Origin of the sequence: Bradyrhizobium sp. i1.15.2 (assembly GCF_040548425.1) — a bacterium.
Classification (GTDB): Bacteria; Pseudomonadota; Alphaproteobacteria; order Rhizobiales; family Xanthobacteraceae; genus Bradyrhizobium; species Bradyrhizobium canariense.
Map to the genome: position 1 here is coordinate 333,161 of NZ_JBEPRQ010000003.1, position 21,768 is coordinate 354,928.

20 protein-coding genes and 1 pseudogene are annotated in these 21,768 nt (G+C 64.5%); 15 read left to right on the top strand and 6 right to left on the bottom strand.

Annotation, left to right across the window (positions count from 1 at the left end; genetic code table 11):
- Nucleotides 1–4 precede the first annotated feature (4 nt).
- A complete protein-coding gene (locus tag ABIB80_RS09095; protein WP_354127222.1) occupies nt 5–862 on the top strand; it encodes an SDR family oxidoreductase in 858 nt (285 codons plus the stop codon).
- 76 nt (nt 863–938) lie between these two features.
- Here ABIB80_RS09095 and ABIB80_RS09100 read toward each other — a convergent pair.
- Nucleotides 939–1,052 (bottom strand): annotated as a pseudogene (locus ABIB80_RS09100) (DUF892 family protein); the annotation flags it as partial.
- A gap of 115 nt (nt 1,053–1,167) precedes the next feature.
- Between ABIB80_RS09100 and ABIB80_RS09105 the strand changes: the two are divergent.
- The 3 genes from ABIB80_RS09105 (at nt 1,168) to ABIB80_RS09115 (ending at nt 2,189) form a co-directional block, all read left to right on the top strand.
- Nucleotides 1,168–1,362: a hypothetical protein gene (locus ABIB80_RS09105; RefSeq protein ID WP_027519884.1), complete on the top strand. Its 195-nt coding sequence runs from the start codon at nt 1,168–1,170 to the stop codon at nt 1,360–1,362.
- A 77-nt stretch (nt 1,363–1,439) separates the two neighbouring features.
- Nucleotides 1,440–1,667, top strand: coding sequence for a hypothetical protein (locus ABIB80_RS09110; protein ID WP_354127223.1), 228 nt, complete (start codon nt 1,440–1,442; stop codon nt 1,665–1,667).
- A gap of 336 nt (nt 1,668–2,003) precedes the next feature.
- Nucleotides 2,004–2,189 carry a hypothetical protein gene (locus ABIB80_RS09115; protein ID WP_007595953.1) on the top strand — a complete coding sequence of 62 codons (186 nt, stop codon included), beginning with the start codon at nt 2,004–2,006 and terminating at the stop codon, nt 2,187–2,189.
- Nucleotides 2,190–2,227: 38 nt separating this feature from the next.
- Here ABIB80_RS09115 and ABIB80_RS09120 read toward each other — a convergent pair whose 3' ends face one another.
- Both ABIB80_RS09120 and ABIB80_RS09125 read right to left on the bottom strand, forming a co-directional pair.
- Entirely contained in the window at nt 2,228–4,015 is a 1,788-nt protein-coding gene (locus tag ABIB80_RS09120) for a peptide ABC transporter substrate-binding protein (protein WP_354127224.1), read from the bottom strand.
- Between the two features lie 195 nt (nt 4,016–4,210).
- The gene (locus ABIB80_RS09125; RefSeq protein ID WP_035993465.1) at nt 4,211–4,795 is read right to left on the bottom strand and encodes a TetR family transcriptional regulator; all 585 of its coding nucleotides are present in this window, start codon (nt 4,793–4,795) and stop codon (nt 4,211–4,213) included.
- 136 nt (nt 4,796–4,931) lie between these two features.
- On the opposite strand from ABIB80_RS09125, the gene ABIB80_RS09130 reads away from it, so the two are divergent.
- From ABIB80_RS09130 to ABIB80_RS09175, 10 genes are all read left to right on the top strand, one after another.
- Nucleotides 4,932–6,377 carry an MATE family efflux transporter gene (locus ABIB80_RS09130; RefSeq protein WP_354127225.1) on the top strand — a complete coding sequence of 482 codons (1,446 nt, stop codon included), beginning with the start codon at nt 4,932–4,934 and terminating at the stop codon, nt 6,375–6,377.
- Between the two features lie 290 nt (nt 6,378–6,667).
- Nucleotides 6,668–7,462 carry a MetQ/NlpA family ABC transporter substrate-binding protein gene (locus ABIB80_RS09135; protein ID WP_007595949.1) on the top strand — a complete coding sequence of 265 codons (795 nt, stop codon included), beginning with the start codon at nt 6,668–6,670 and terminating at the stop codon, nt 7,460–7,462.
- A 136-nt stretch (nt 7,463–7,598) separates the two neighbouring features.
- Entirely contained in the window at nt 7,599–8,633 is a 1,035-nt protein-coding gene (locus ABIB80_RS09140) for a putative FMN-dependent luciferase-like monooxygenase (RefSeq protein ID WP_354127226.1), read from the top strand.
- 33 nt (nt 8,634–8,666) lie between these two features.
- Complete coding sequence (locus ABIB80_RS09145; protein WP_354127289.1) at nt 8,667–9,290, top strand: CMD domain protein; 624 nt, start codon at nt 8,667–8,669, stop codon at nt 9,288–9,290.
- A gap of 13 nt (nt 9,291–9,303) precedes the next feature.
- Nucleotides 9,304–9,891 (top strand): alkylhydroperoxidase domain protein, encoded by a 588-nt coding sequence (locus ABIB80_RS09150; protein ID WP_354127227.1) that lies wholly within the window; start codon nt 9,304–9,306, stop codon nt 9,889–9,891.
- Between the two features lie 60 nt (nt 9,892–9,951).
- Nucleotides 9,952–11,109, top strand: a complete 1,158-nt coding sequence (locus tag ABIB80_RS09155; RefSeq protein WP_007595945.1) for an ABC transporter substrate-binding protein — start codon at nt 9,952–9,954, stop codon at nt 11,107–11,109.
- Nucleotides 11,110–11,122: 13 nt separating this feature from the next.
- A complete protein-coding gene (locus ABIB80_RS09160; RefSeq protein ID WP_007595943.1) occupies nt 11,123–12,946 on the top strand; it encodes an ABC transporter permease in 1,824 nt (607 codons plus the stop codon).
- A complete protein-coding gene (locus ABIB80_RS09165; protein WP_219681517.1) occupies nt 12,946–13,779 on the top strand; it encodes an ABC transporter ATP-binding protein in 834 nt (277 codons plus the stop codon). Before ABIB80_RS09160 ends, ABIB80_RS09165 begins: the two co-directional genes overlap by 1 nt.
- On the top strand, nt 13,776–14,516 hold the full coding sequence (locus tag ABIB80_RS09170; protein ID WP_007595939.1) for an ABC transporter ATP-binding protein: 741 nt from the start codon (nt 13,776–13,778) through the stop codon (nt 14,514–14,516). The genes ABIB80_RS09165 and ABIB80_RS09170 overlap by 4 nt, the downstream gene beginning before the upstream one ends.
- 177 nt (nt 14,517–14,693) lie before the next feature.
- Complete coding sequence (locus ABIB80_RS09175) at nt 14,694–15,725, top strand: HoxN/HupN/NixA family nickel/cobalt transporter (RefSeq protein WP_354127290.1); 1,032 nt, start codon at nt 14,694–14,696, stop codon at nt 15,723–15,725.
- A 16-nt stretch (nt 15,726–15,741) separates the two neighbouring features.
- Here the strand turns inward: ABIB80_RS09175 and ABIB80_RS09180 are convergent, their stop codons facing one another.
- From ABIB80_RS09180 to ABIB80_RS09190, 3 genes are all read right to left on the bottom strand, one after another.
- On the bottom strand, nt 15,742–17,253 hold the full coding sequence (locus tag ABIB80_RS09180) for a helicase HerA domain-containing protein (RefSeq protein ID WP_354127228.1): 1,512 nt from the start codon (nt 17,251–17,253) through the stop codon (nt 15,742–15,744).
- Between the two features lie 102 nt (nt 17,254–17,355).
- A complete protein-coding gene (locus ABIB80_RS09185; RefSeq protein ID WP_354127229.1) occupies nt 17,356–18,174 on the bottom strand; it encodes a YkgJ family cysteine cluster protein in 819 nt (272 codons plus the stop codon).
- Nucleotides 18,175–18,699: 525 nt separating this feature from the next.
- Complete coding sequence (locus ABIB80_RS09190) at nt 18,700–19,764, bottom strand: ketopantoate reductase family protein (RefSeq protein WP_007595931.1); 1,065 nt, start codon at nt 19,762–19,764, stop codon at nt 18,700–18,702.
- Between the two features lie 860 nt (nt 19,765–20,624).
- On the opposite strand from ABIB80_RS09190, the gene ABIB80_RS09195 reads away from it, so the two are divergent.
- Nucleotides 20,625–21,707 (top strand): alpha/beta hydrolase family protein, encoded by a 1,083-nt coding sequence (locus ABIB80_RS09195; protein ID WP_354127230.1) that lies wholly within the window; start codon nt 20,625–20,627, stop codon nt 21,705–21,707.
- Nucleotides 21,708–21,768: the final 61 nt, after the last annotated feature.

Sequence of the window (21,768 nt, forward strand, 5' to 3'; positions counted from 1 at the left end):
CTTCATGACCGACTATCCAAAGCCGCCTTTTCCGCCGCAGCAGCAATCGATGCCCGGTTCGACGCGCGCGATGAACCCGCGACCGGATCATGGCGAGGAAAGTTACAGGGGCGCCGGGCGCCTGAGCGGAAAGAAGGCAATTATCACCGGAGGCGACAGTGGCATCGGCCGCGCGGTCGCGATCGCCTATGCCAGGGAAGGTGCCGACATCGTCATCGCCTATTTGAACGAGGACGAGGATGCCGCCGAGGTCAAGACGCTGGTGGAGCGCGCAGGACGCAAGGTCGTCCTGATCCCCGGCGACATCCGCAATCCCGATCATTGCCGCGCGATCATCCAGCGCACCGTCGAGGCGTTCGGCGCAATAGACATCCTCGTCAACAACGCGGCGCATCAGGACACGTTCAAGGAGATCGCTGACATCAGCGACGAGGAATGGCAGCGGACGTTCGAGACCAATATCCACGCCATGTTCTATCTCACCAAGGCTGCGGTCCCCCACATGCGCCCGGGAGCGGCGATCATCAACACCGCGTCGGTGAACTCCGACATGCCGAATCCGACTTTGCTGGCCTATGCCACGACCAAGGGCGCCATTCAGAATTTTACCGGTGGGCTCGCCCAGATGCTGGCGAGCAAAGGCATTCGGGTCAATGCGGTCGCCCCGGGTCCGATCTGGACGCCGCTGATTCCGTCGACGATGGCGGAGGACACTGTGAAGAACTTCGGCAAGCAGGTGCCGATGCAACGGGCCGGCCAGCCGGCCGAACTCGCGACAGCCTATGTCATGCTCGCCGATCCGCTCTCGAGCTACACATCGGGAGCGACCCTGGCGGTCACCGGCGGCAAGCCGTTCATCTGACCGAACGTGCGACGAGAACGTGGCAGCCCTGCGAGCAGGGCCGCCACGCCCAGCATGTCTTCACCAGTACGCCTCGACCGGCGACGAGGTCCTTGTTTGTCGCCTTATCGATCATCTTCGGCAGCGCCTTGAGGATCTGCTGTTCCGCGTAATAGATATCCTGCAGCCCGTGCAGCAGCAGGTCTTCCATCGATTTGATGTCCTTGGTGAAGAATCCCGTAAACGACGTCTCCTTGTCAATGATGGAACTGGAACGCCGCACAGCTGCAGCTGTTCCATTCCCGTGACCAGATCAGGAGAGCCGAATGAGCGATGGAGCGGATCATCTTGCGAGCCTGCTCGGACGAGCGGCGATGGACGTCTGGGGTGACATGCCCCGCGACATCCAGGAAGCGCTGTTCGAGACCGCCATGAAGGGACGGCCAGCGGAGCGGGAAGAGCTCGCGCGGCTGCTGCACGAGCGGCATCCCCGTACGCTTCATCCGGCGCGGCCTGGCTGAGCCGTTGCAGGAACGATCGGGCAAGAAGCCGATTTGTAAAATGGGCGAGGCGCGGCGAATGGGATTGGACGAAGCCCGTGAGCCGTAGCTCCGCCCAGGATCAAATCGGTGAGTCGATCGGCGTGACTGAAATGATGATCGGAAAATGGTACGACCCGATCTCCCAGAGATGGATCGTGCCGCGCGAAACGCACCCGGTGGCGGGCCACTCGCAGTCCGACCCGGAGAAGGGGCTCGAAGCCCGCAAGCCGGCCGAGGCGCAGCGGATCTGGGACCTGTTGGTCGATTGCTGCGCGCGCGGGTGATGTCCGAGCCGCACCATCATTGGCTTCTGCTGTCGGCAATTCACAGAGTGATGACATAGACCGCGAAGGCAATGATGAGCGCCAGGCTTACGACGGCGGTGCTGATCAATATCTTGCCCATGGCGCGTCCGTGCTGTCTCGCCGCGTCAATGTAACAGCCGTCATTTTCGTTCCGGACCGGCAGCTGAAGGCAGCTCCGACTGTTCACATGTGCACAAAGGGCGTCGGCACCAAATGGCTTGAACTATATCATTTGATGCAGACATGGCTGCGCTCGCTCTTATCATCGGCCATGCGGAAAGGCACCGCATGGTGCCATGACATGGAGACCCGATCGTGCACAGGCGGCGTCGCGTTCAGCAAACCACCACGCTTCAAGAGCGGCTTGCAGAGTTCACCAGGACCATCCGCGAAAAGGCCGAGGCGTTGCCCGACGGCAAGGAGCGGGATGAGCTGATGAAGCGGCTGAGAAGCGCAGACACTGCGTCAAACCTCGACCGTCAATTCGCCGGCAGGGATTGAGCTCGCAAGGATTGAACTGGCAATTGAGCTGGAAAGCGTCAGCTGCGGTACCAACTCGCCAGATTCCAGGTCGTGACGTCCCAGCCTGACATGTCGACCATGAGATTGTTGACCCCTGCGTTGACGATGTTGCGGGATAGAAGCGGCAGGAACACGTTGGCCTCGCAAAAAATTTCGTCGACCTTGATCAGCAGCGCGGCCCGCTTGACCGGATCGAGCTCGTTCTGGGCGGCCTTGTAGGCCTTGTCGGCCTCGGGATCGGACCAGCGCGAGACGTTGCGGCCGAGCCATTTGTTGTCCTTGTTGGAAATCTCCCAGGAGACGCATTGGTTCAGGAAGCGCTCCGGGTCGGGCTGCGGCTGCGTCGTGTTGTACATCTCCATGTCGGCATAGAACTTCGAGTAGGTGTCGGGGTTGCCGACGTCGGACGAGAAGAACACCGATGCCGTGACCGCCTTGATCTCGATCTCGATGCCGGCCTTCTGGCAGGCCTGCTTGATGATGGCCTGCGTCTTCTGACGCGGCGCATTGGTCGAAGTCTGGAAGACGAATTTGAGCTTCTTGCCGTCCTTCTCGCGGATGCCGTCCGCGCCCTTTGCCCAGCCGGCGTCATCCAGGACCTTGTTGGCCTTGTCGACGTCGAACTCGTATTTCAGCTTGGCCGACTTGAACTGTTTGGGTGCGTTGACGAAGCTCGCGGTGGCGACGCCGCCGCGCCCGTAAATGAACTTCTGGATCGACTCGCGGTCGATCAGCAAGTTCATCGCGCGGCGAACGGCGGGATCGGACAGCGTCGGGTGCTTGGTCTTGGGGCTGGAGCGCTCGCCGTCCACCTCGGTCCACGGATCGGTCGTGTTGAGGATGATGAACTCGACATTGCCTGACGGCGTGACGTCGAGCTTGCCCTTGCCGCTGGCCTCCATGCGTTTGAGGACCTCCTCCTCCACTTGCATGTTCCAGGCGTAGTCATATTCGCCGGTCTGCAGCACGGCGCGCGCCGCGGATACCGCATCGCCGCCGCCCTTGATTTCGAGCGTGTCGAAATGCGGCTGGTTCTTGACGTGATAGTCGGGATTGCGTTCGGCCCGGATCAGGTCGCCCGGCTTGAACTCGACGAATTTGTAGGGACCAGTGCCGACCGGCTTCAGATTGCCGGGCGCTTCGCGCGACTTCGCGCCGACATAATCGCCGAAATGATGCTTCGGCAGGATCGGACCGACCGAGCCGACGAAGGGATCGGCCCAGAACGGCGTCGGCGCCTTGAACAGCACCTTGATGGTGTGGTCGTCGATCTTCTCGACCGTGATGTCCTTGTAGGAACCCGTGGTGTACGCCGCGGTCGCGAGATCCGAGGCGTATTGCCAGGTGAAGACGACATCGTCGGCAGTGAAGGGCTTGCCGTCATGCCACCTCACGCCCTGTTTCAGTTTCCAGGTCACGCTCAGGCCGTCCGGCGAAAGGCCGCCGTTCTGCTTGGATGGAGCCTCGGCCGCGAGGCAGGGGACGAGGTTGCCCTCCTTGTCCCAGCCGGCGAGCGGCTCGAAGAAGACGCGCGAGGCGATCTGGTCCTTGGTGCCGAGCGCGAAATGCGGATTGAGCAGCGTCGGGGCCTGCCAGAGCAGGATCTTGAGCGGGCCGCCGCCGCCGGCCTTGGTCGGCTTGTAAGGCAGCGTGGTGTCCGCCATCGCCATGTCGTTCCAGACCAGGATCTGGCTCGCGACCGGCGCTGCGATCCCGATCGCAGCCATCGTCTGCATGAACGAACGTCGCGATAGCTTGCCTTGCTTCACCTCAGCGATGGACTTGCGGATTTCGTTCTCGTTCATCGGATGATCCCCACTTCACAGACAAGTCGTCACCGGCCAAGGCCCATCATGTTTCATCACGGGCGAGGCGGCAATGCCGACAGGGTGAGAAAACCCTGCGGCGAAATGACGAACGTAGGGGACGGCAGCTATGGCTGCCAAGGGGCGCTAGCTGGATCGCCGCGCGAGAGACCCAAGGCGGCGATCCAATGCGAGCTAGGGGAACCGCCCATTCGCAAGCGCCAGCGCAGCTCCAACCGCGTTCTCGAGAATTTCCTCCGACAATTGCCTGTCGCTCACCGCGCGCGACAATTGCAGCGCGCCGACCATGGTTGCGTAGACCGAAATCGCGCGTCGTCGACGCTCCGCAACCGGACCTTCCGGCATCTGCGCCGCCATCAGCGCGATGATCTCCGACGTCTTCTCGGTGAAGGCATCACGCGTCGCCTTGGGATGTCGGGCGATTTCGGCGACAAGGGCTGCGGTCGGGCAACCGGCGCCCGCGCGGTCGCGATGGCGCGGGGAGAGGTAGTCGCGGATCGTTGCCTCGAGCGCGACGCCGTTTGCAAGATTGTCCTTGTGCCTCTGCTCGCGCCGCTCCAGGGCGTCGATCAGCACCGCGCGTACCAGATCCTCCTTGGAAGCGAAATGCGTGTAGAAGGCGCCGTTGGTCAGGCCCGCTTCCGCCATGATGCCGGCGAGGCCGACCGCGGCGATGCCGCTCTCGCGGAACTGCGAAGAGGCGACGTCGATGATGTGCCGCCGCGTCGTGTCCCTGTGTCCCTTGTCGTAGCGCGCCAATCCCGCCTCCTGCGCGACCCCGCCACAAAATCGTGAGGCCGGGCCCATTGCATTATGATCATAATAATACATTATGAACATAATGCAATGGGCGGCCGATCGGCGGCGGCCCTTCGGGACCCCAGGGATCGAACCCATGTCAGTCGAGGATGCCGCCGCGCCGGCCTTGTCCGCCCCGCAGATCGTGGCTCGCGCCACCGCTCCGCTCCGCCAAGTGGCGGCATCAACACCAGGCGCGGCCGAGCAGCGGCGCGCAGCGCTGCTGACGGCGCCGATCCTGCCGACGCTGCTCCGGCTCGCGCTGCCGACCGTGACCGTCCTGGTGGCGCAAACCGCGGTCAACATCGCGGAAGCCTATTATGTCGGCTTCCTCGGCACCGATGCGCTGGCCGGTGCGGCGCTCGTGTTCCCGATCTTCATGCTGATGACCATGATGTCGAATGGCGGCTTCGGCAGCGGCGTTGCCTCCTCGGTCGCGCGCGCGGTCGGTGCCGGCCGCCGCGACGATGCCGAAGCCGCGTTGTTTCATGCCGTGGTGCTCGCGATGATTGCCGGCGGCGTGTTCACGCTCGGCGTCATCGTCGGCGGTCCGCATCTCTACCGCGCCCTTGGCGGCGCCGACGGTGCCCTCGCTGCGGCCACCACCTATTCCAACTATCTGTTCGCCGGCGCCATCCCGGTCTGGATCGTCAATCTCCAGGCGGCGGCGCTACGCGGCGCGGGCAATGTCAAGGTGCCCGCGCTGGTGACGCTGGTCGGCGCGATCGTGACGATTCCGGTGTCGCCGGCGCTGATCTTCGGTCTGGGACCGATCCCGCGGTTCGGCATCGGCGGCGCGGGCATCGCCTTCGGCCTCTATTACGGCGCGGCGATGCTGTTTCTGCTGCGCTACATGGCCTCAGGCGCGACCGGCCTCAAGCTGCACATCGTGCCGCTCCGCGCAAAAATCTTCGGTGACATGCTGAAGGTCGGCATTCCCACCGCCTTCAATGCGGTGCTGACCAATCTCACCGTCATTCTCGTCACCGGCGCGGTCGGCCTGTTCGGCACCTCCGCGCTCGCCGGCTACGGCATCGCCTCGCGGCTCGACTACATCATGATCCCGCTGCTGTTCGGCATCAGCACCGCGACGCTAACGATGGTCGGCGTCAACATCGGCGCGGGACAGACGGCGCGGGCACGTCGCATTGGCTGGATCAGCGGCGTTGTCGGCATGGTTATGACCGGCACGATCGGCCTTTTGGTGGCGATCTTCCCGACGGCCTGGCTCAATCTCTTCAGTCACGATGCCGAGGTGGTGGGCGAAGGCATGACCTACTTGCGCATCGTCGCGCCGGCCTATGTCGCACTCGGCTTCGGCTTCGTGACGTCGTTCGCCGTGCAAGGCACCGGCCGCGCCATCGGCCCGCTCGCGTCTTCGGTCGCGCGCATCCTGATCGCGGCCGGCGGCGGCTGGATCGCGGTGGCAAGCTTCGGCGCCGGCATGGCGGGGCTCGCCACCATGGTGACGGCATCGCTCGCCGCCTATGCCGTGATCTGCGTCCTGATCATGCTGTCGCCGTCGACCTGGCGGTCCGAGTAGGCGCAGATCATCTGATGCTGGCAACACCGACAACCAGCACCGAATCCCGGCTGGATTGCCTGCTGCTATCTCGCCGCCATTTCGCTCCCCGGCTGTTGTTGCGCCGTGATGCCCGTCACGATTGCGCAGAGCATTCCTAATCTCTGTGAATTCGTTTCCCGATTGGTATCGAATTGAGAAGGTGTCTGCCGCTGCCGGCATCCAATATGGATTTCCATTTCATTGATTTCGCCACATAGAGAAGCGAATACGGTTCCAGTCGTTGCCGCTGAGTCATGGAGACCAAGATCATGGAGACCAAGATGTCGTTTCGCCTCCCCCTGATCCTTTCTGCCGTCCTCGTCGTATGGTCGGCGGGCGCCTCGGCCGAGACCATCAAGATCGGCGTGACGCCGGGGCCGCACGCCCAGATTTTCGAGGCCGTGAAGCCGATCGCCGCCAAGCAGGGTCTCGACATCCAGCTCATCGAATTCTCCGACTACGTCGTGCCGAACGCCGCGCTCGATGCCGGCGAGATCCAGGCCAATTCGTTCCAGAACCAGCCTTATCTGGACAACCAGAAGGCGGACCGTGGCTACAAGATCGAAGCCGTCGGCCTGACCGTGAATTTCCCGATCGGCGTCTATTCCAAGAAGCACAAGGCCTTCGCCGACATCCCCGAGGGCGGCAAGGTCTCGATCCCGAACGATCCGACCAATGGCGGCCGCGTGCTGCTGCTGCTGCGCGACAAGGGCGTGATCAAGCTGAAGGACGGCACGGGCTTCAAGCCGACGGTGCTTGATATCGCCGAGAATCCAAAGAAGCTGAAGTTCATCGAGGTCGACGCGGCGCAGGCGCCGCGCGCGCTCGACGACGTCGACGCCGCCGCGATCAACACCAATTATGCAACCCAGGCGGGCCTCGATCCCGTCAAGGATCCGATCCTGCGCGAGGACCCGAAGGGTCCCTACGTCAATCTCATCGCCGTTCGCACGGTCGACAAGGACAAGCCCTGGGTCAAGGTGCTGGTAGACAGCTATCACACGGCGGAGGTGAAGGAGTTCGTCCTGACCAAGTTCAAGGGCGCGGTACTGCCGAGCTGGTAGGCAGTCTGCCCAGCCAAAGTTCAGCTCAGGGCGATCCCGGCGGGCAGCCTTGCGTACGAGCCCTGCGCAATGCCCGCTTGTCTGGAACTGCGGCAACCGACATCATCGGGGCCCATCCTCGCCTTGCAGGGGTCGTATGAAACGCTTAGCAAACCTGAAACGCCTGGGCTTTTTCACACGGCTTCTCGACGAGGCCCCGCCCGCCGACCGATATCGCTTCGCGGCCGAGCAGATCGTGCGCGCCGAGAAAGTGGGCCTCGATTCCGCGTGGATCGCGCAGCACCATTTCCACGAGCGCGAGGGCGGCCTGCCGTCGCCCTTTACTTTCCTCGGTTACGTCGCAGCCCAAACCTCGCGCATCCGGCTCGGCACCGGCATCGTCACCTTGCCGCTGGAGAATGCTGTGCGGGTGGCGGAGGATGCCGCGGTGCTCGATCTGCTCTGCAACGGTCGCTTCGAGCTCGGTGTCGGCACCGGTGGCAATCCCTCGGCCTTTGCCGCCTTCGGCCTCGACAGCGCCCAGCGCAACGAGATTTTTGCGCGCAATCTGGAAATCGTCCGCACGGCGCTGACGGGCAAGCCGCTCGACGGTGGCGACACGCTCTATCCGCAGCGGCCGCAATTGGACAACCGGATCTGGCAGGCGACGTTCTCCGTTGCGGGCGGCGCGCGTGCCGGTAAGGCGGGCGATGGCCTGTTGCTGTCGCGCACCCAGCCTCGAACCAAGGAGGCGCCGAAGGCAACGCTGGCCGAGATTCAAAATCCGGTCATCGATGCCTACCTCGAAGCACTGCCGCCGGGACGCGAACCCCGCATCATGGCCTCGCGCACCATCTTCGTCGCCGACGACCGCACCGAGGCGCTACGCCTTGCCGATATCGGGCTGCGGCGCGCGCTGCCGCAATTCCTCAAGGGCGGCCACGCCAAGCCGGGCGAGACGCTCGAGGAGATGATCGCAGCGTTCGACACCCATGTCGGCGCGGCCGACGACGTGATCGCTTCGCTCCGCGCCGACGCCACGCTGGAGCGGGTGACCGATCTCGTCTTCCAGGCGCATTCGGTCGATGCCCCGCATCCCCATATCCTGCGCTCGATCGAGCTGGTCGCGGAGAAGGTCGCGCCGGCGCTGGGCTGGACCCGGACGGCGGCGGATGTGGCGCTGGCGGGCTAGTTGCGACACCAGAGAATTGTACGAGGCTGAATGATGGCTACGAAGGATATCATCGACGCGCTCGCCGGGATCGAACCGGGTTCGTCCCTCGACGCCATTCGCGCGCGCCGCGTGCAGGCGCGTGACAATGCGCAGAAGAGCTATCTCTCTTTGTTCGAGCCGATCGATGCCGGTGATGTCTCGCTTGTCGAGCGGGCGGCAGTCGCGTTCTTCGTGATCGGTCTTCACCGCGAGCCGACTGTAGCTGCCTTCTATCGGGCGAAGTTAACTGCGATCGCCGACGGTGCGCGCCTGATTGAGGCAATCGAGGCTGAAATCGCGCGGGGCGAGACTTCGGGCCCTTACGGCGCCTTTCCGGCCGGGCCGCTGTCGGTCGAGAACAAGGCCGGCCTGGCCTACCGCGTCAGCGCGGAGCGCAAGACCGATCTCGGGGACCGGCTCGTTGCGGCGTTCGAGCATGCGCATCTGCTGGTGTTCCGCCCGCGCGATGCGGCCGTGGCCGACATGAAGGCGCTGCTCGCTGCCGGCTGGTCGAACACCGGAATCGTCACGTTCTCTCAGCTCGTTGCGTTCCTGTCGTTCCAGGTGCGCGTCGTCACCGGACTGCGCGTGCTCGGCGCCTCGCTTGGCAGCGCAAACGCTGCGGGCGGCGCCTAAGGAGATCGCAATCATGAGCGCTGCAAACAACGTCAATCCGCCCGTCGTCTTCACCCAGGATGAACTGGGCTGGGTGTCGTGGATCGATCCGCTGCCCGAAGCCGAGCTGACCGAGCGGCATTTCGCCGGCCTCGTCGATCGCTCCCGTTCCAAGTCCGAATATTTTCGACTGCTGGTGCGCGATCCCGAGGTGCTGGAAGCCCGCACCAAGACTGACAAGGACATCTTCTACAACGTTGCCGACGGCCTGCCGCGCGCCGAGCGCGAGCTGGCGGCGGCTGCGACCTCGCGCTACAACGGCTGCATCTACTGCGCCTCCGTGCATGCGCGTTTCGCCAGCACTTATTCCAAGCGCCGCGACGATGTGCAGCGGCTGCTCGACGAAGGCGTCGGCGCCGATCTCGGCGACGAGCGCTGGAATGCGGTCGTCAATGCCTCGGTGGCGTTGGCCGCAACGCCGATCGCGTTCGGCCCCGACAATATCGATGAGCTGCGCCGCGCCGGTCTCGACGATGCCGAGATCGTCGACGTCATCAACGGCGCGTCGTTCTTCAACTGGGCGAACCGGCTGATGCTGTCGCTCGGCGAGCCCTCGAAATAGCCAATCTCACCGGCATGGAAATTGCTGGTTGTTTCAACACCTGACAGGATGGAGCCGTCCATGAGCAACATCGATCGTCGTACCCTGGTCAAGGGCTCGCTTGCCGCCATGATGGCGGGAGCAGCCTTCTCGCGCGCCGCGCTTGCGCAATCGTCCGAACCGATTTTGCTGGGCGTCAGCGGTCCGTTGACCGGGCCGAACGCACAATATGGCACGCAGTGGAAGCAGGGCTTTGATCTCGCGCTCGACGAGATCCAGGCAGCGGGCGGCATCAACGGCCGCAAGCTCGCCTACAGCTTCGAAGACAGCCAGAGCGACCCGCGCCAGTCGGTGGCGATCGCCCAGAAGTTCGTCTCCGATCCCAGGATTGTCATGGAGCTCGGCGACTTCTCCAGCCCCGCCTCGATGGCGGCCTCGCCGATCTATCAGCGCGGCGGGCTGGTGCAGTTCGGGTTCACCAATTCGCATCCCGATTTCACCAAGGGCGGCGACTTCATGTGGAGCACCTCCGTCAGCCAGGCTGACGAGCAGCCGCTGCTGGCGGCTTATGCCGTGAAGCGTCTCGGCCTGAAGAAGCTCGCCGTGCTGCACCTCAACACCGATTGGGGCCGGACCAGCCGAGACTATTTCGTCAAGGCCGCGAAAGAACACGGCGCCGAAATCGCCGTCACCGAAGGCTACATTGCGGAGGAGCGCGACTTCCGCTCCACGCTGGTGCGGGTCCGCGACGCCAATCCGGACGGGCTGATCCTGATCTCCTATTATTCCGACGGTGCGCTGATCGCGCGGCAGGCACGCCAGGTCGGGCTGAAGCAGGTGATCTGCGCCGCGAGCTCGGTCTACTCGCCGAAATTCCTGGAGCTCGGCGGCGAGGCCGTCGAGGACGTCCATGTCGGCACGCGCTACTTCCCGGAAGACCCGCGCCCCGAGGTGCAGACGTTCATCGCGGGCTTCAAGAAGAAGTACAACGGGGTGGAGCCCGACGCGTTCAACGCTTACGCCTATGACGCGATGAACATGGCCGCCGCCGTGGTGAAGATCGGCGGCACCGACCGGCGTGCGATCCGCGACGCCTTCACGAAAGTGAAGGACGTATCGAGCGTGATCTTCGGCAAAGCGACGTTCGACGTCGAGAGCCGGCGCGTCAAGGGCGCCATGAATGCCGAGCTCGTCGTACGCAAGGGCCAGTTCGCGCTCTGGGACGGCAAGCCGACCTGAGGGGATTTTCTGCGTGTCTTCCTGGCTCGACTACACGATCAACGGGCTGATCGTCGGTAACGTCTACGCCCTCGTTGCGGTCGGGCTCGCGCTGATTTTCGGCGTCAGCCGGCTGATCAACTTTGCGCAAGGGTCGATCTACCTCGTCGGCGCCTATATCGGCTGGGTCGCGGTGGTGCAGCTGCACACGCCGCTGCCGCTCACCATCATCGTGGTCGCGGTGGCGGCAGCGCTGGTCGGCCTGATCATCGAACGGTTCGGCCTGCGTCCGCTGCAGAACTCGGTGCGCATCGCGCCGCTGCTGGCGACGATCGGCATCAGCTTCGTGCTCGATCAGCTCGTGATGCTGACCTTCTCGCCCAATCCGCGCGCGCTGCCGAGCCAGTTGCCGGATATCCGCTTCCAGATCGGCGGCGGCACGATCGGACCGCTCGATCTCCTCATCGCCGGTGTCGGCCTCACCAGCGCGTTGCTGCTGTTCGTGTTCCTGCGCTACAGCAAGCTCGGCTGGGCCGTGCGTGCCACCGCGCAGGACCGCGACGCCGCGATGCAGATGGGCGTCGACGTCAATCGCGTCAATCAGGCGGTGTTCGGCATTGCGGCTGCGCTCGGCGGCGTTTCCGGCCTGCTGGTCGGCATGTATTACAACCAGATCGACACCGCGATGAGCCTGCAGGCGACGCTCAAGGGCGTCGTTGCCGAAGTCGTCGGCGGCGCCGGCAACGTGCCGGGCGCGGTGATCGGCAGCCTGCTGCTCGGACTGGTCGAGAGCTATGGCGTCGCCGTGTTCGGCACCAGCTACCGCAATCTGTTCGCATTCCTGCTGCTGGTCGTGGTGCTCGTGCTGCGCCCGAACGGTCTGTTCGCCAGCGCACGGCAGGCGCCGCCCGAGCCGCTCACCGGCACTTTCATTGCGCCGAGCCGCCCGGTGCGTATTCCGCGCTGGGCTCTGCTGATCGCGACCGCCGTCTTCGCGATCCTGCCGCTGTTGCCGGTGTCGTTCTACGTGCTCCAGACCCTGATCAACGCCTGGCTGCTCGGCATGCTCGCGCTGAGCCTCACCCTGGTGGCAGGCACGATCGGCCAGGTTTCGCTCGGGCACGCCGCGCTGCTCGCGATCGGCGCCTACACCTCCGCGCTGCTGTCGCTCACGTTCGCCGTCCCGGTTGGCCTTGCCATCATCGGCGGCGGCCTGATGAGTGCGGCGCTGGGCACGGCGCTGATCTCGCCGTCGTTCCGGCTGCGCGGGCATTATGTGTCGATCGCGACGCTCGCGATCGGCGAGATCGTCTCGCTGGTGATCCTGAACTGGGAGAGCGTCACGCGCGGGCCGATCGGCATCTCCGGCATTCCGCCGCTGTCGCTGTTTGGCTATGAGCTGGTCAGCCCGATTTCGATCTACTGGTTCAGCTTCATCGTGATGGTCGTGCTGGCGCTGCTGCAGGGACGCCTGCTCGGCTCGCATCTCGGCCGCAGCTTTCGCGCCATCCGCGACGACGACATCGCCGCGCGCGCCTATGGGCTCAGCCTGAATCGCTACAAATCGCTCGCCTTCATCTTCGGCGGCTTTGCCGCCGGCGTCAGCGGCGGCATCGCCGCGCACCTCTATTCCTACATCAACCACGAGACCTTCAACACCCAGCAATCCATCCTGGCGCTGACTGTGGTGATCCTCGGCGGCCTCGGCAATGTCGTCGGAGCGATTCTCGGGGCGGTCGCGCTGGTCGGCCTGCCGGAAGTGTTCCGCATTGCGGCGGAGTATCGCATCCTGATCTACGGCATCGTGCTGCTGCTGCTGGTGCGGTTCAGGCCGCAGGGCCTGTTGGGGACGATGTGATGAGCACGACCATGCTGTCCCTGCGCGGTCTGACGCGGCGTTTCGGCGGCCTCACCGCCGTCGACGCCATCGATCTCGATCTCGCCAAAGGCGAACTGATCAGCATCATCGGCCCGAACGGGGCCGGCAAGACGACGCTGTTCAATCTCGTGACCGGGCTTGATCTGCCGGACGCCGGGACGGTTCGCTTCGAAGGTCAGGACATCACGGGTCTCTCGCCGGAGCGGCTTGCCGCCGAAGGTATCGCGCGCACGTTCCAGCTCGGTCGCGTGTTTGGCAATCTCAGCGTCATGGACAACGTCTTGATCGGCGCCCATACGCGGCTGCGTGCCGTCAAGCCGGCCGTGCCGCTGATCGGCCCGCTGCTGGAACTGGGTCTGGCGCTGCTGCGCCCCGCCAGCGTCAAGGCCGAGGAGGAGCGGCTGCGCGAGGAGGTGAAGGTCATTCTCGCGCGCTTCGGCGAGCGGCTGCTGCCGCGCATCGACCAGCCCGCCTACAGTCTCTCTTACGCCAACCGCCGCCGCGTCGAGATCGCCCGTGCGCTCGCCTTGAGGCCGCGCCTGCTGCTGCTCGACGAGCCGACCGCCGGCATGAATCCAACCGAAACCACGGAGATGCAGGGGCTCGTCGCCGAGCTGAAAGCCGAAGGGCTGACGATCTTGCTGATCGAGCACAAGCTCGAAATGGTAATGCGCCTCTCCGATCGCGTCATCGTCATGGACGAGGGCAAGAAAATCGCGGAAGGCCCGGGTGAACAGGTGCGCGGCGATCCCAAGGTGATCGAGGCCTATCTCGGCCACGGCCTGACGACGAAGCAGGAGAGCGCGGCATGACGAACCCGCCTCCCGATGCGCTGCTGACGCTCACCGACGTCAACACCTTCTACGGTCAGGCCCAGGTGCATTTCGACCTGTCGATATCAGTTCCGCGCGGCCACATCGTCTGCCTGCTCGGCGGCAATGCCAGCGGCAAATCGACCACGATGAAGATCATTTTGGGCCTGGTGAAGCCGCGCTCGGGCGAGGTGACTTTCGACGGTGCCTCGCTGCTCGGACTTACCACGCCGCAGATCGTCCGCCGCGGCATCGCCTCGGTGCCGGAGGCGCGACGGCTGTTCGCCGACATGAGCGTGCGCGAGAACATCCTGATGGGTGCGTTCGTGCGCAACGACCGCGAGGCGATCGCGCAGGATCTCGACAAGATGCTCACGCTGTTCCCGAAGCTCGGCCAGCGGCTGTCGCAGCGCGCCGGCTCGCTCTCGGGCGGCGAGCAGCAGATGGTCGCGATGGCGCGCGCGCTGATGAGCCGTCCCAGGATGATCGTGATGGACGAGCCGACCATGGGCCTGTCGCCGCTTTACGTGGACCGCGTGCTGGAGCTGATCCGCACCATCAACCAGGAGGGCGTCTCGGTCTTCATGGTCGAGCAGAACGCCAGCCTCGCGCTCGAGATCGCGCACGAGGCCTATGTGCTCCAGACCGGCAAGATCGTTCTCTCCGGCTCCGCCCGCGCGCTGAAGGACGATCCCCGCATCCGCGATGCCTATCTCGGCGGCTCCGAGGCCGCGTAAGGGGTCCGCTGTCGTCTCCTCCCTCCCGCAAATCCGCATATGCGATCATCGGGTGGAAGTCGAGTCTGGCCAGTATGACCACCTTATGAAAAGATCATACCGCTCGTGCGATGGGCGTGCGCAGTGGACCGAATGATTGACGTGACGAGATTATCTTTGCGGGCGGTCGAGCCCGGGATGGTGCTGCTGTTCGGCGGGTTGATCGCGGCCAACATCGGGGCGTGGGCCTGGGCCTTCGCGGCGTTCGGTGACCGGCCGACGGTGATGGCGACCGCGCTGCTCGCCTGGGTGTTCGGCCTGCGCCACGCCGTCGATGCCGACCATATCGCGGCCATCGACAATGTCGTGCGCAAGCAGATGCAGGCAGGCGGCACGCCACGTAGCGTCGGTCTGTATTTCGCGCTCGGCCATTCCACGATCGTCGTGGTCGCGACCATGCTGCTCGCGCTCGGCGTCGTGACCCTGGGTGGCGACAGCCTGCTCAAGGAGATCGGCGGCTTCATCGGCACGTCGGTCTCGGCGCTGTTCCTGCTGGTGATCGCGGCCATCAATCTCGTCATCTTCGCCGGCCTGTGGCGGACGTTTCGCACCGCACGGGAGCAGGGCATTCACGACGCCGAGGGCCTCGACGCCCTGCTCGCCAGTCGCGGTCTCCTGGCGCGGCTGCTCGGCCCGATGTTCCGCCTGGTGACGAAACCCTGGCACATGTATCCGCTCGGCTTCCTGTTCGGGCTCGGCTTCGACACCGCAACCGAAATCGGCCTGCTCAGCATCTCCGCCGGCGAAGCCGCGCGCGGTGCTTCGTTTGCCGATGTTCTCGTTTTCCCCGCGCTGTTCGCGTCGGGCATGGCGCTGGTCGATACCGCCGACTCCGCGCTGATGGTGAGCGCCTATCGCTGGGCCTTCGTCGATCCGCTGCGAAAGCTCTGGTACAACCTCACGATCACAGGAGCTTCCGTGGCGGTGGCGCTGTTGATCGGGGGAATCGAGGCGCTCGGGCTGATCGCGGACCGGCTCGGCCTGTCCGGCGGCGCGTGGGCACTGGTCGACGCGCTCAACGACTCGCTCGCCAATGTCGGCTTCGCCGTGGTCGCGCTGTTCGCGGTCGCCTGGCTCGTCTCAGTCGTGCTCTATCGGCGCATGTTTGCAGTTGAGCGGCGGCGCGCGGCCGATGCGCTGATCGGCGCCGATGTCACCGAAGCGGCCTGATCGACAATCCGCTGGCTCAAGCCGAAGCCGCGCTCGGAGCCTGCTCCGCGGGTAAATCATCAGCATTGGGATCGCCCGGCGCGGTGGCCCAGGCCAGTTCTACCAGCGTCACGATCCGGCGGCCGGCGCCGTCGAGCTGGCAGACGATCAGACCCTGCTCTTCCATGTAGCCGAGCAGGCGCTGCGCCCGGCGCAGGGAGTGCGAGCCGTAGGCACGGGCGATGGCGGCGTCGCCGGGACACGGCCAGCCTTCTTTCGCCGCGCGCGCGATCATCATGAACACGCCCTGCATGTCGTCGGGAAGGATCGAGGCGCGGAGCGACACATCCTGCCAGGCGTCGTCCTCGGCATGCTCGGCGCCGAGCCCGGCGCGTGCGCGCGTCAGCATGCGGCGGAATTCGGTGAGGTCGGGCACCGCCGAGCCGAGGCCCTCGATGCGGCAGCGGACCACGAACTCCTGGTACAGCACGCCGACCGCGCGGAAACCGGCGTCGGGCGCGGCGAGCACGGCACGAAGGGTCCGATCCACGCGCTCGCGCCGTTCGGCGAGCTCCTCGGCGCTGACCGGAACCTCGATCATTTCGGGCCCGATCTCCGGTGCCGCAGCCTTGGCGGCGCGGAGCTGCTCGAGCAGATCGGGCGCGGGCCGGCGCTGCGGCCGGCTCGCATCGGGCGGCGGCGCGGCCAGGATCACGTCGCGCATGTTTTCGAGTGCGGCTTCGGGCATCGGCATCAGCCGCGGCGTGGAATTGCGCGGCTGGGTTTCGGTCGCGCCGATATTCAAACGCAGGGGCCGTCGCGACAGCGCGGGGCCGAGCGCCATGAATTGTCCGCGTTCGAGATCGCGAAACGATTCGGCCTGCCGCCGCTCCATGCCGAGCAGGTCGGCGGCGCGCGCCATGTCGATGTCGAGGAAGGTGCGGCCCATCAGGAAGTTGGACGCTTCCGCCGCGACGTTCTTGGCGAGCTTTGCCAGCCGCTGGGTCGCGATGATCCCGGCGAGCCCGCGCTTGCGGCCGCGGCACATCAGATTGGTCATCGCGCCGAGCGAAAGCTTTCGCGCTTCGTCCGAGACTTCGCCCGCGACCGCAGGCGCAAACAGCTGCGCCTCGTCGACGACCACCAGCATCGGATACCAATGGTCGCGGTCCACGTCGAACAGCCCGCCGAGGAAGGCCGCGGCGCGGCGCATCTGGTTTTCGGCGTCGAGCCCTTCGAGATTGAGCACGGTGGAGACGCGATGCAGCCGTGCGCGCTCGCCGGCAACCTGAAGGCCGCGTTCGGTGTGATCCTCGGCCTCGATCACGAGATGGCCGAAATGCTCCGCCAGCGAGACGAAATCGCCTTCGGGATCGATGATGGCCTGCTGCACCCAGGGTGCGCTCTGCTCCAGCAACCGTCGCAGCAGATGCGATTTGCCGGAGCCCGAATTGCCCTGCACCAGGAGGCGGGTCGCCAGCAGTTCCTCGAGGTCCATGGCGGCCACAGCGCCCGCCGTGGTCTGCCCCATCTCGATTGCAACCGTCATGCCCGACTCAAGTCCTATCATTCGCGGACAGGGACTTAACAACCCGGTCGCGGCGCGTCGAGCACCATGGCGGAAATCATGCGCTGTTGCCCACGGCGGAGTTCAGGCGGGATTCGATTGCCGTAGAAGTGCGGGCCGATAGGGCGCTTGCGGATCGTCGTCCTCATCGGAAGGAATGGCGCAGGAGCCGAATTCCTGCCTGATCCGCTCGATCTCGGCGATACGCTCGTGCAGCCGCTGCAGATGCTCCGGGGATGTCGCCCGCCAGAATCGAAATGTGTCGGCGGTGAGCGGCATGAACGCGGTGCCGAACAGCGTTGGCTCGGGAACGACGGTGCGCCCGAGCAGCAGGAACCGGTCGGCGCCGGAGACGACGAGCGTCGCGTAGCCGCGATTTCCGATTCGCTTGATGCCGTTCAGCGACCATTCGGCGAGCTTGCTGAAATAGGGCTCCTCGCGCCAGCGATCAGGGCAAGGATCATCGACGGTGACGTTGCCGGCGTCCTGGCTGAAATGCACGATGATGCCCGACTTCGCGGGAAACCAGTGGTCGTCGAGATGGCCTTGCAGCCAGGCGCAGACGAATGAACGGCACATCTGGGGACGGCGCTCGTAGATGGTGCAACCCGTGCCCGTCTGCCAATGCTTGCACAGCTGGTTCACCGGCTTGTCGACGGCGGCGACTTCGAGGATGTCGCAGCAGGCATCGCACGAGCCGCATTGTCGGGCAGGCTGGGCTGTCCTGGTCGGGCCGGTTCCGCGAAAACCCTGGCCGTCGCGGACCAGCAGCTTCTGCTTCTCCAGCGCGTTCAACGCACGTTCGATTTTGAGACGGGACAGTCCGGTGGCGTCGATCACGCCCTTCATCGTCGTCGCGCCTGCCTCTACTGCGCGGACGACGCTCAGCATCGCCTGGTCCATTGCTTCTTTTTCTTCGATTTTCTTGTCTGGATCCGAACGCGGGGACTGCAAACCGTGTCTGGAAAAGCCGTAAAGACTGTCTTGAAAAGTTATGTTACTCAGGCACATCCGCCAGACAAGACGGCGAGCCTGGCGCGCGCGCATGCGGCGTTTGCGCAAATGAAGGATCTCGTCCGAAGCGTGCGACCTCGTTCGAGCGCGCGGCGGACAAGGATTGTGCGCTTTGGTTCAGTTCGAGCGGAAATGCCGCATTTTCGCGCTGCGCCACGTCTAGAAATGACGAGCCACATGGGCTCTGTGTCATTCAGGCGTGATATTTGCGGTGAAAACAGGAGGGAACTGAAAGCGACACGATCGCGTGATCGATGACTCGCGATCACTCCTGTTGAGTTTGCGTCACACCAGGAACAGTGCCGCGCGCGATCATTTGCGTGAGAGCATGGTGGCAGCCCCAGGCGCGACGCTCAGCCCCGGTGTCTTGGGAGCGTAAGCGCCGACGCGTCCGATCGCGAATGGAAGCGCCCGTTACAGCGCGCCCGATCCGCCCTGCACGATCTTCTCGTTGAGCTTCAGGTCCACGGTCTCGACAGTGCGGTCGATCTCTGCATTGGGCGCGCCGAGCTGATGCGAGATCAGCTTGACCAGCAGGTCGACGCGCTCGATGAAGGGCGCGCCGCCAGCCACCGCGCGTGCGGCCGATGACGGCTTCAGCAGGCTCTCGGCAGCCTTGGCGTATTTCGCGAACGGTACCTGGTCCTGCGGATCGGCGCCGAGACGCCGAGCGATGGCGTCGACATGCTCGTAGATCGTCTGCGAGCGCGCGAGATCGCCGTGCACGGCGTCGCGGATCGACTGCGGCTCGTGCGGCGTGATGCAGCGGTAGTTGCCGGTCAGCAGCATCGACCATTTCGCCAGCGGCACGAACAGAGAATCGAATACCTTCAGCTTCACCGGCACGTCGTGGCCGTCCAGGGTCACCGCGTCGATGTCGGCTTCGAGCTCGCGCAGCACCTTGTTGTGCTTCTCGTCGGCGAACACGGATGCCTTGAAATTCGTGGGCAGACCGACGTGAAGCACGTTCGCAGCCTCTTCCGGCGGACGGAACGCCTGCGGGTCGGGCGAGCACAGGGTCACCAGCCCGGGCTCGAAGCGCTCCCACACCTGCGCATTGGTGTAGGCCTCCTCGAGATCCATGTCTGCGAGCGAGGGGATCCGCTTCAGATAGGGCAGCGGCGGCATGTTCATGATCGACAGGCACGGCAGCTTCGCCGCGGCGATCCTGACCATGAGAACGCGCACCGTGTGGTTGGTGTATTGCGGCTCCTGCATCGCAAGGCCGACCATATCGTAACGGGACAAGTCCACATTGGCCGGCGTCACGGCGTCGAGCTTGCCGGGCAGGTCGCGCGAGAAGATGGCGCGGTGAACCGCCTCGTCTCGCAACTTGATGCGCACCTCGGTACCCTCGCGGTTGATCAACTCCGCGGTCTTGGCGCGGCAGACCAGGGTCACGTTGTGTCCCGCCATCAGCAGCTTCGTGCCCAGCAGGGAGCCGTAGGAAGCCCCGAGAATCAGGATGTTACGCGCCATGTCTCGTCCCTTTGACAATTTGTGCGATTTTTGAGCCCCGGCCGTCATCCGCGGGCGAGTTTGGCCGGCATGTAAGGCAAAGTGCGTGGGGATGGCAACTGGGATAATGGATACAAGGCACGGAAGGCTCAGCAGGCGGCCCGGCGTGTTGCTTGACGCCGAAAGCGCGACGGCGCCTCACCGGCGACGGGTTCTGCATGTCCATGAGTTGCTCAAATAACTGGCTTACCGAAGTAAGAAATGTTGCACGCCTCAATCGCCCGGGCTCGCCCAGAACGCGATCATACTCGTCACGTCTCGCGCGCCGGGTGCGGATCAGCGACATCGAGGATTTCGTCGCGCGGGTTTTCCTGCGACGTCGACCGCGGGAAAGTCCCGTGGCGAAGGGCGTCGGCATCGATCAGGCGGCAACCCGCCGCATCTTTTGTCGCTGGCGTGATTGGTGGCACGGCGGATCGGCGTCATCAGGAATTCATGATGGAAGCCGACACAGGCGATGCCTTCTCCCTCGTTAAATGAGCTCCAATTTTAGTCGTCCACCGCAACAAAAAACTGCAAACGCGGAACAGCAAAAAATGGCAGAGTGGTGCGGGGCCTAAACTGTGTATCAGCAACGGAGCTGAGACGTGACGATTGAGTTGGAGTCGGCGTGAGACTTGCTTTGCGACCGGTTCGTTCGGACTGTAGTCCGTCTGGTCCAGTGCCCCCGCCCGCGAAGGGAAAGCGGAATGATCATCGGGGCGGCAGACGCAAGCGCGATCACGCACGCGTGATATCGCATCGAGCAGACATGCAGGGCGTTGCGCTAACAGCGCTGCGCCGAGTCCAAGCAACCGCCGACGCGCCGTTCGGGGACTGTCATGGAACATGATCATTGGCCTCACGGCACGTGCGACGGCGCCGGTCGAAGCCTGGCGTGCTTGCGGAAACGCGCGTCCGATTTTTTCGAAAGCTTGTCCGTCGCCGAACTCGTGCGCGAGGCGCACAGGCATCGGTGGATTTCGGACTGGTTGAGGATCTCAGGCGAGTACCGGATCTTCGCCGAATCGGTGCGCGCAGCCGGTTCAGCTCAGATCGCGCGGGAAGCGTGGCTGTGCTCGCTGACGGCCCTTGAAGTCGCGAGGAACCTGTCTTGGCCCGGAGATCCCGGGAGTACCGACCTCGTAGACAAGGTCGGACTCAGCCTGAGGGGCTTCGAGGAGGACGCCGGTTCGGCGATCGAGCGCGTGGAGATCGACTGCTTTGATCAAGGCTCGCTTGCGGGCTACTTTCTGCCGGCGTTCCCCGATCGGTCTTTCGCACCCGCGGTTATCTGTGTCAGCGACGAGGACATCACCCTGGGCTCGATGATGAGCAGGCTGTTGCCGGCCTCCGGGCGACGGAACATGTCACTCCTGCTCGTTGATACCGGCAATTCATCCGGTCGCAGCCCCTTCAAGCCGGCGCATATTCTGCAATGCTGGCTGGATTACCTGGAAGCGCGTCCGGACGTCGATTCGCAGCAGATCGCGGTCTACGGCGAGGGGGCGGCCGCCAGTCACGCATCCCGTCTTGCCCTCCTGGATCGCAGGATGGCTGCCGTCGTGGGCGACGGCGGCATTGCGACGCCGGTCATGCGCCCGGCATCGCTGCGCTGGATGATCGGCGTCGAGCAGACGGTCCGTGACGGGACCTCAACGGGTTCGTTGCCGCCGTCGCGTCGGATCCCTTGCCCACTTCTGATGGTCGTCGGGAGCCGCTCAATGGTTTGGGAGGAGGATGCTCTCGAACTGCAAGCCGGCTATCGGCAGGCCGGAGCCGATTGCGCGACCGTCGTGCCGAACTGCATTCCGCACCCCCTGGGCGAGGTCGAGAATTTCATCGCGGTGGACGATTTCATTTTCGAATGGCTCGACAGCAAACTCGGAATTGCCCCCCAGCTGGGCTCTGTGACCTACCTCTGAGCCGCGCAAGAGATTGGGAAGGCGAGAAGAGATTGGGGATTGATCGAGGCGCACGTTCCGC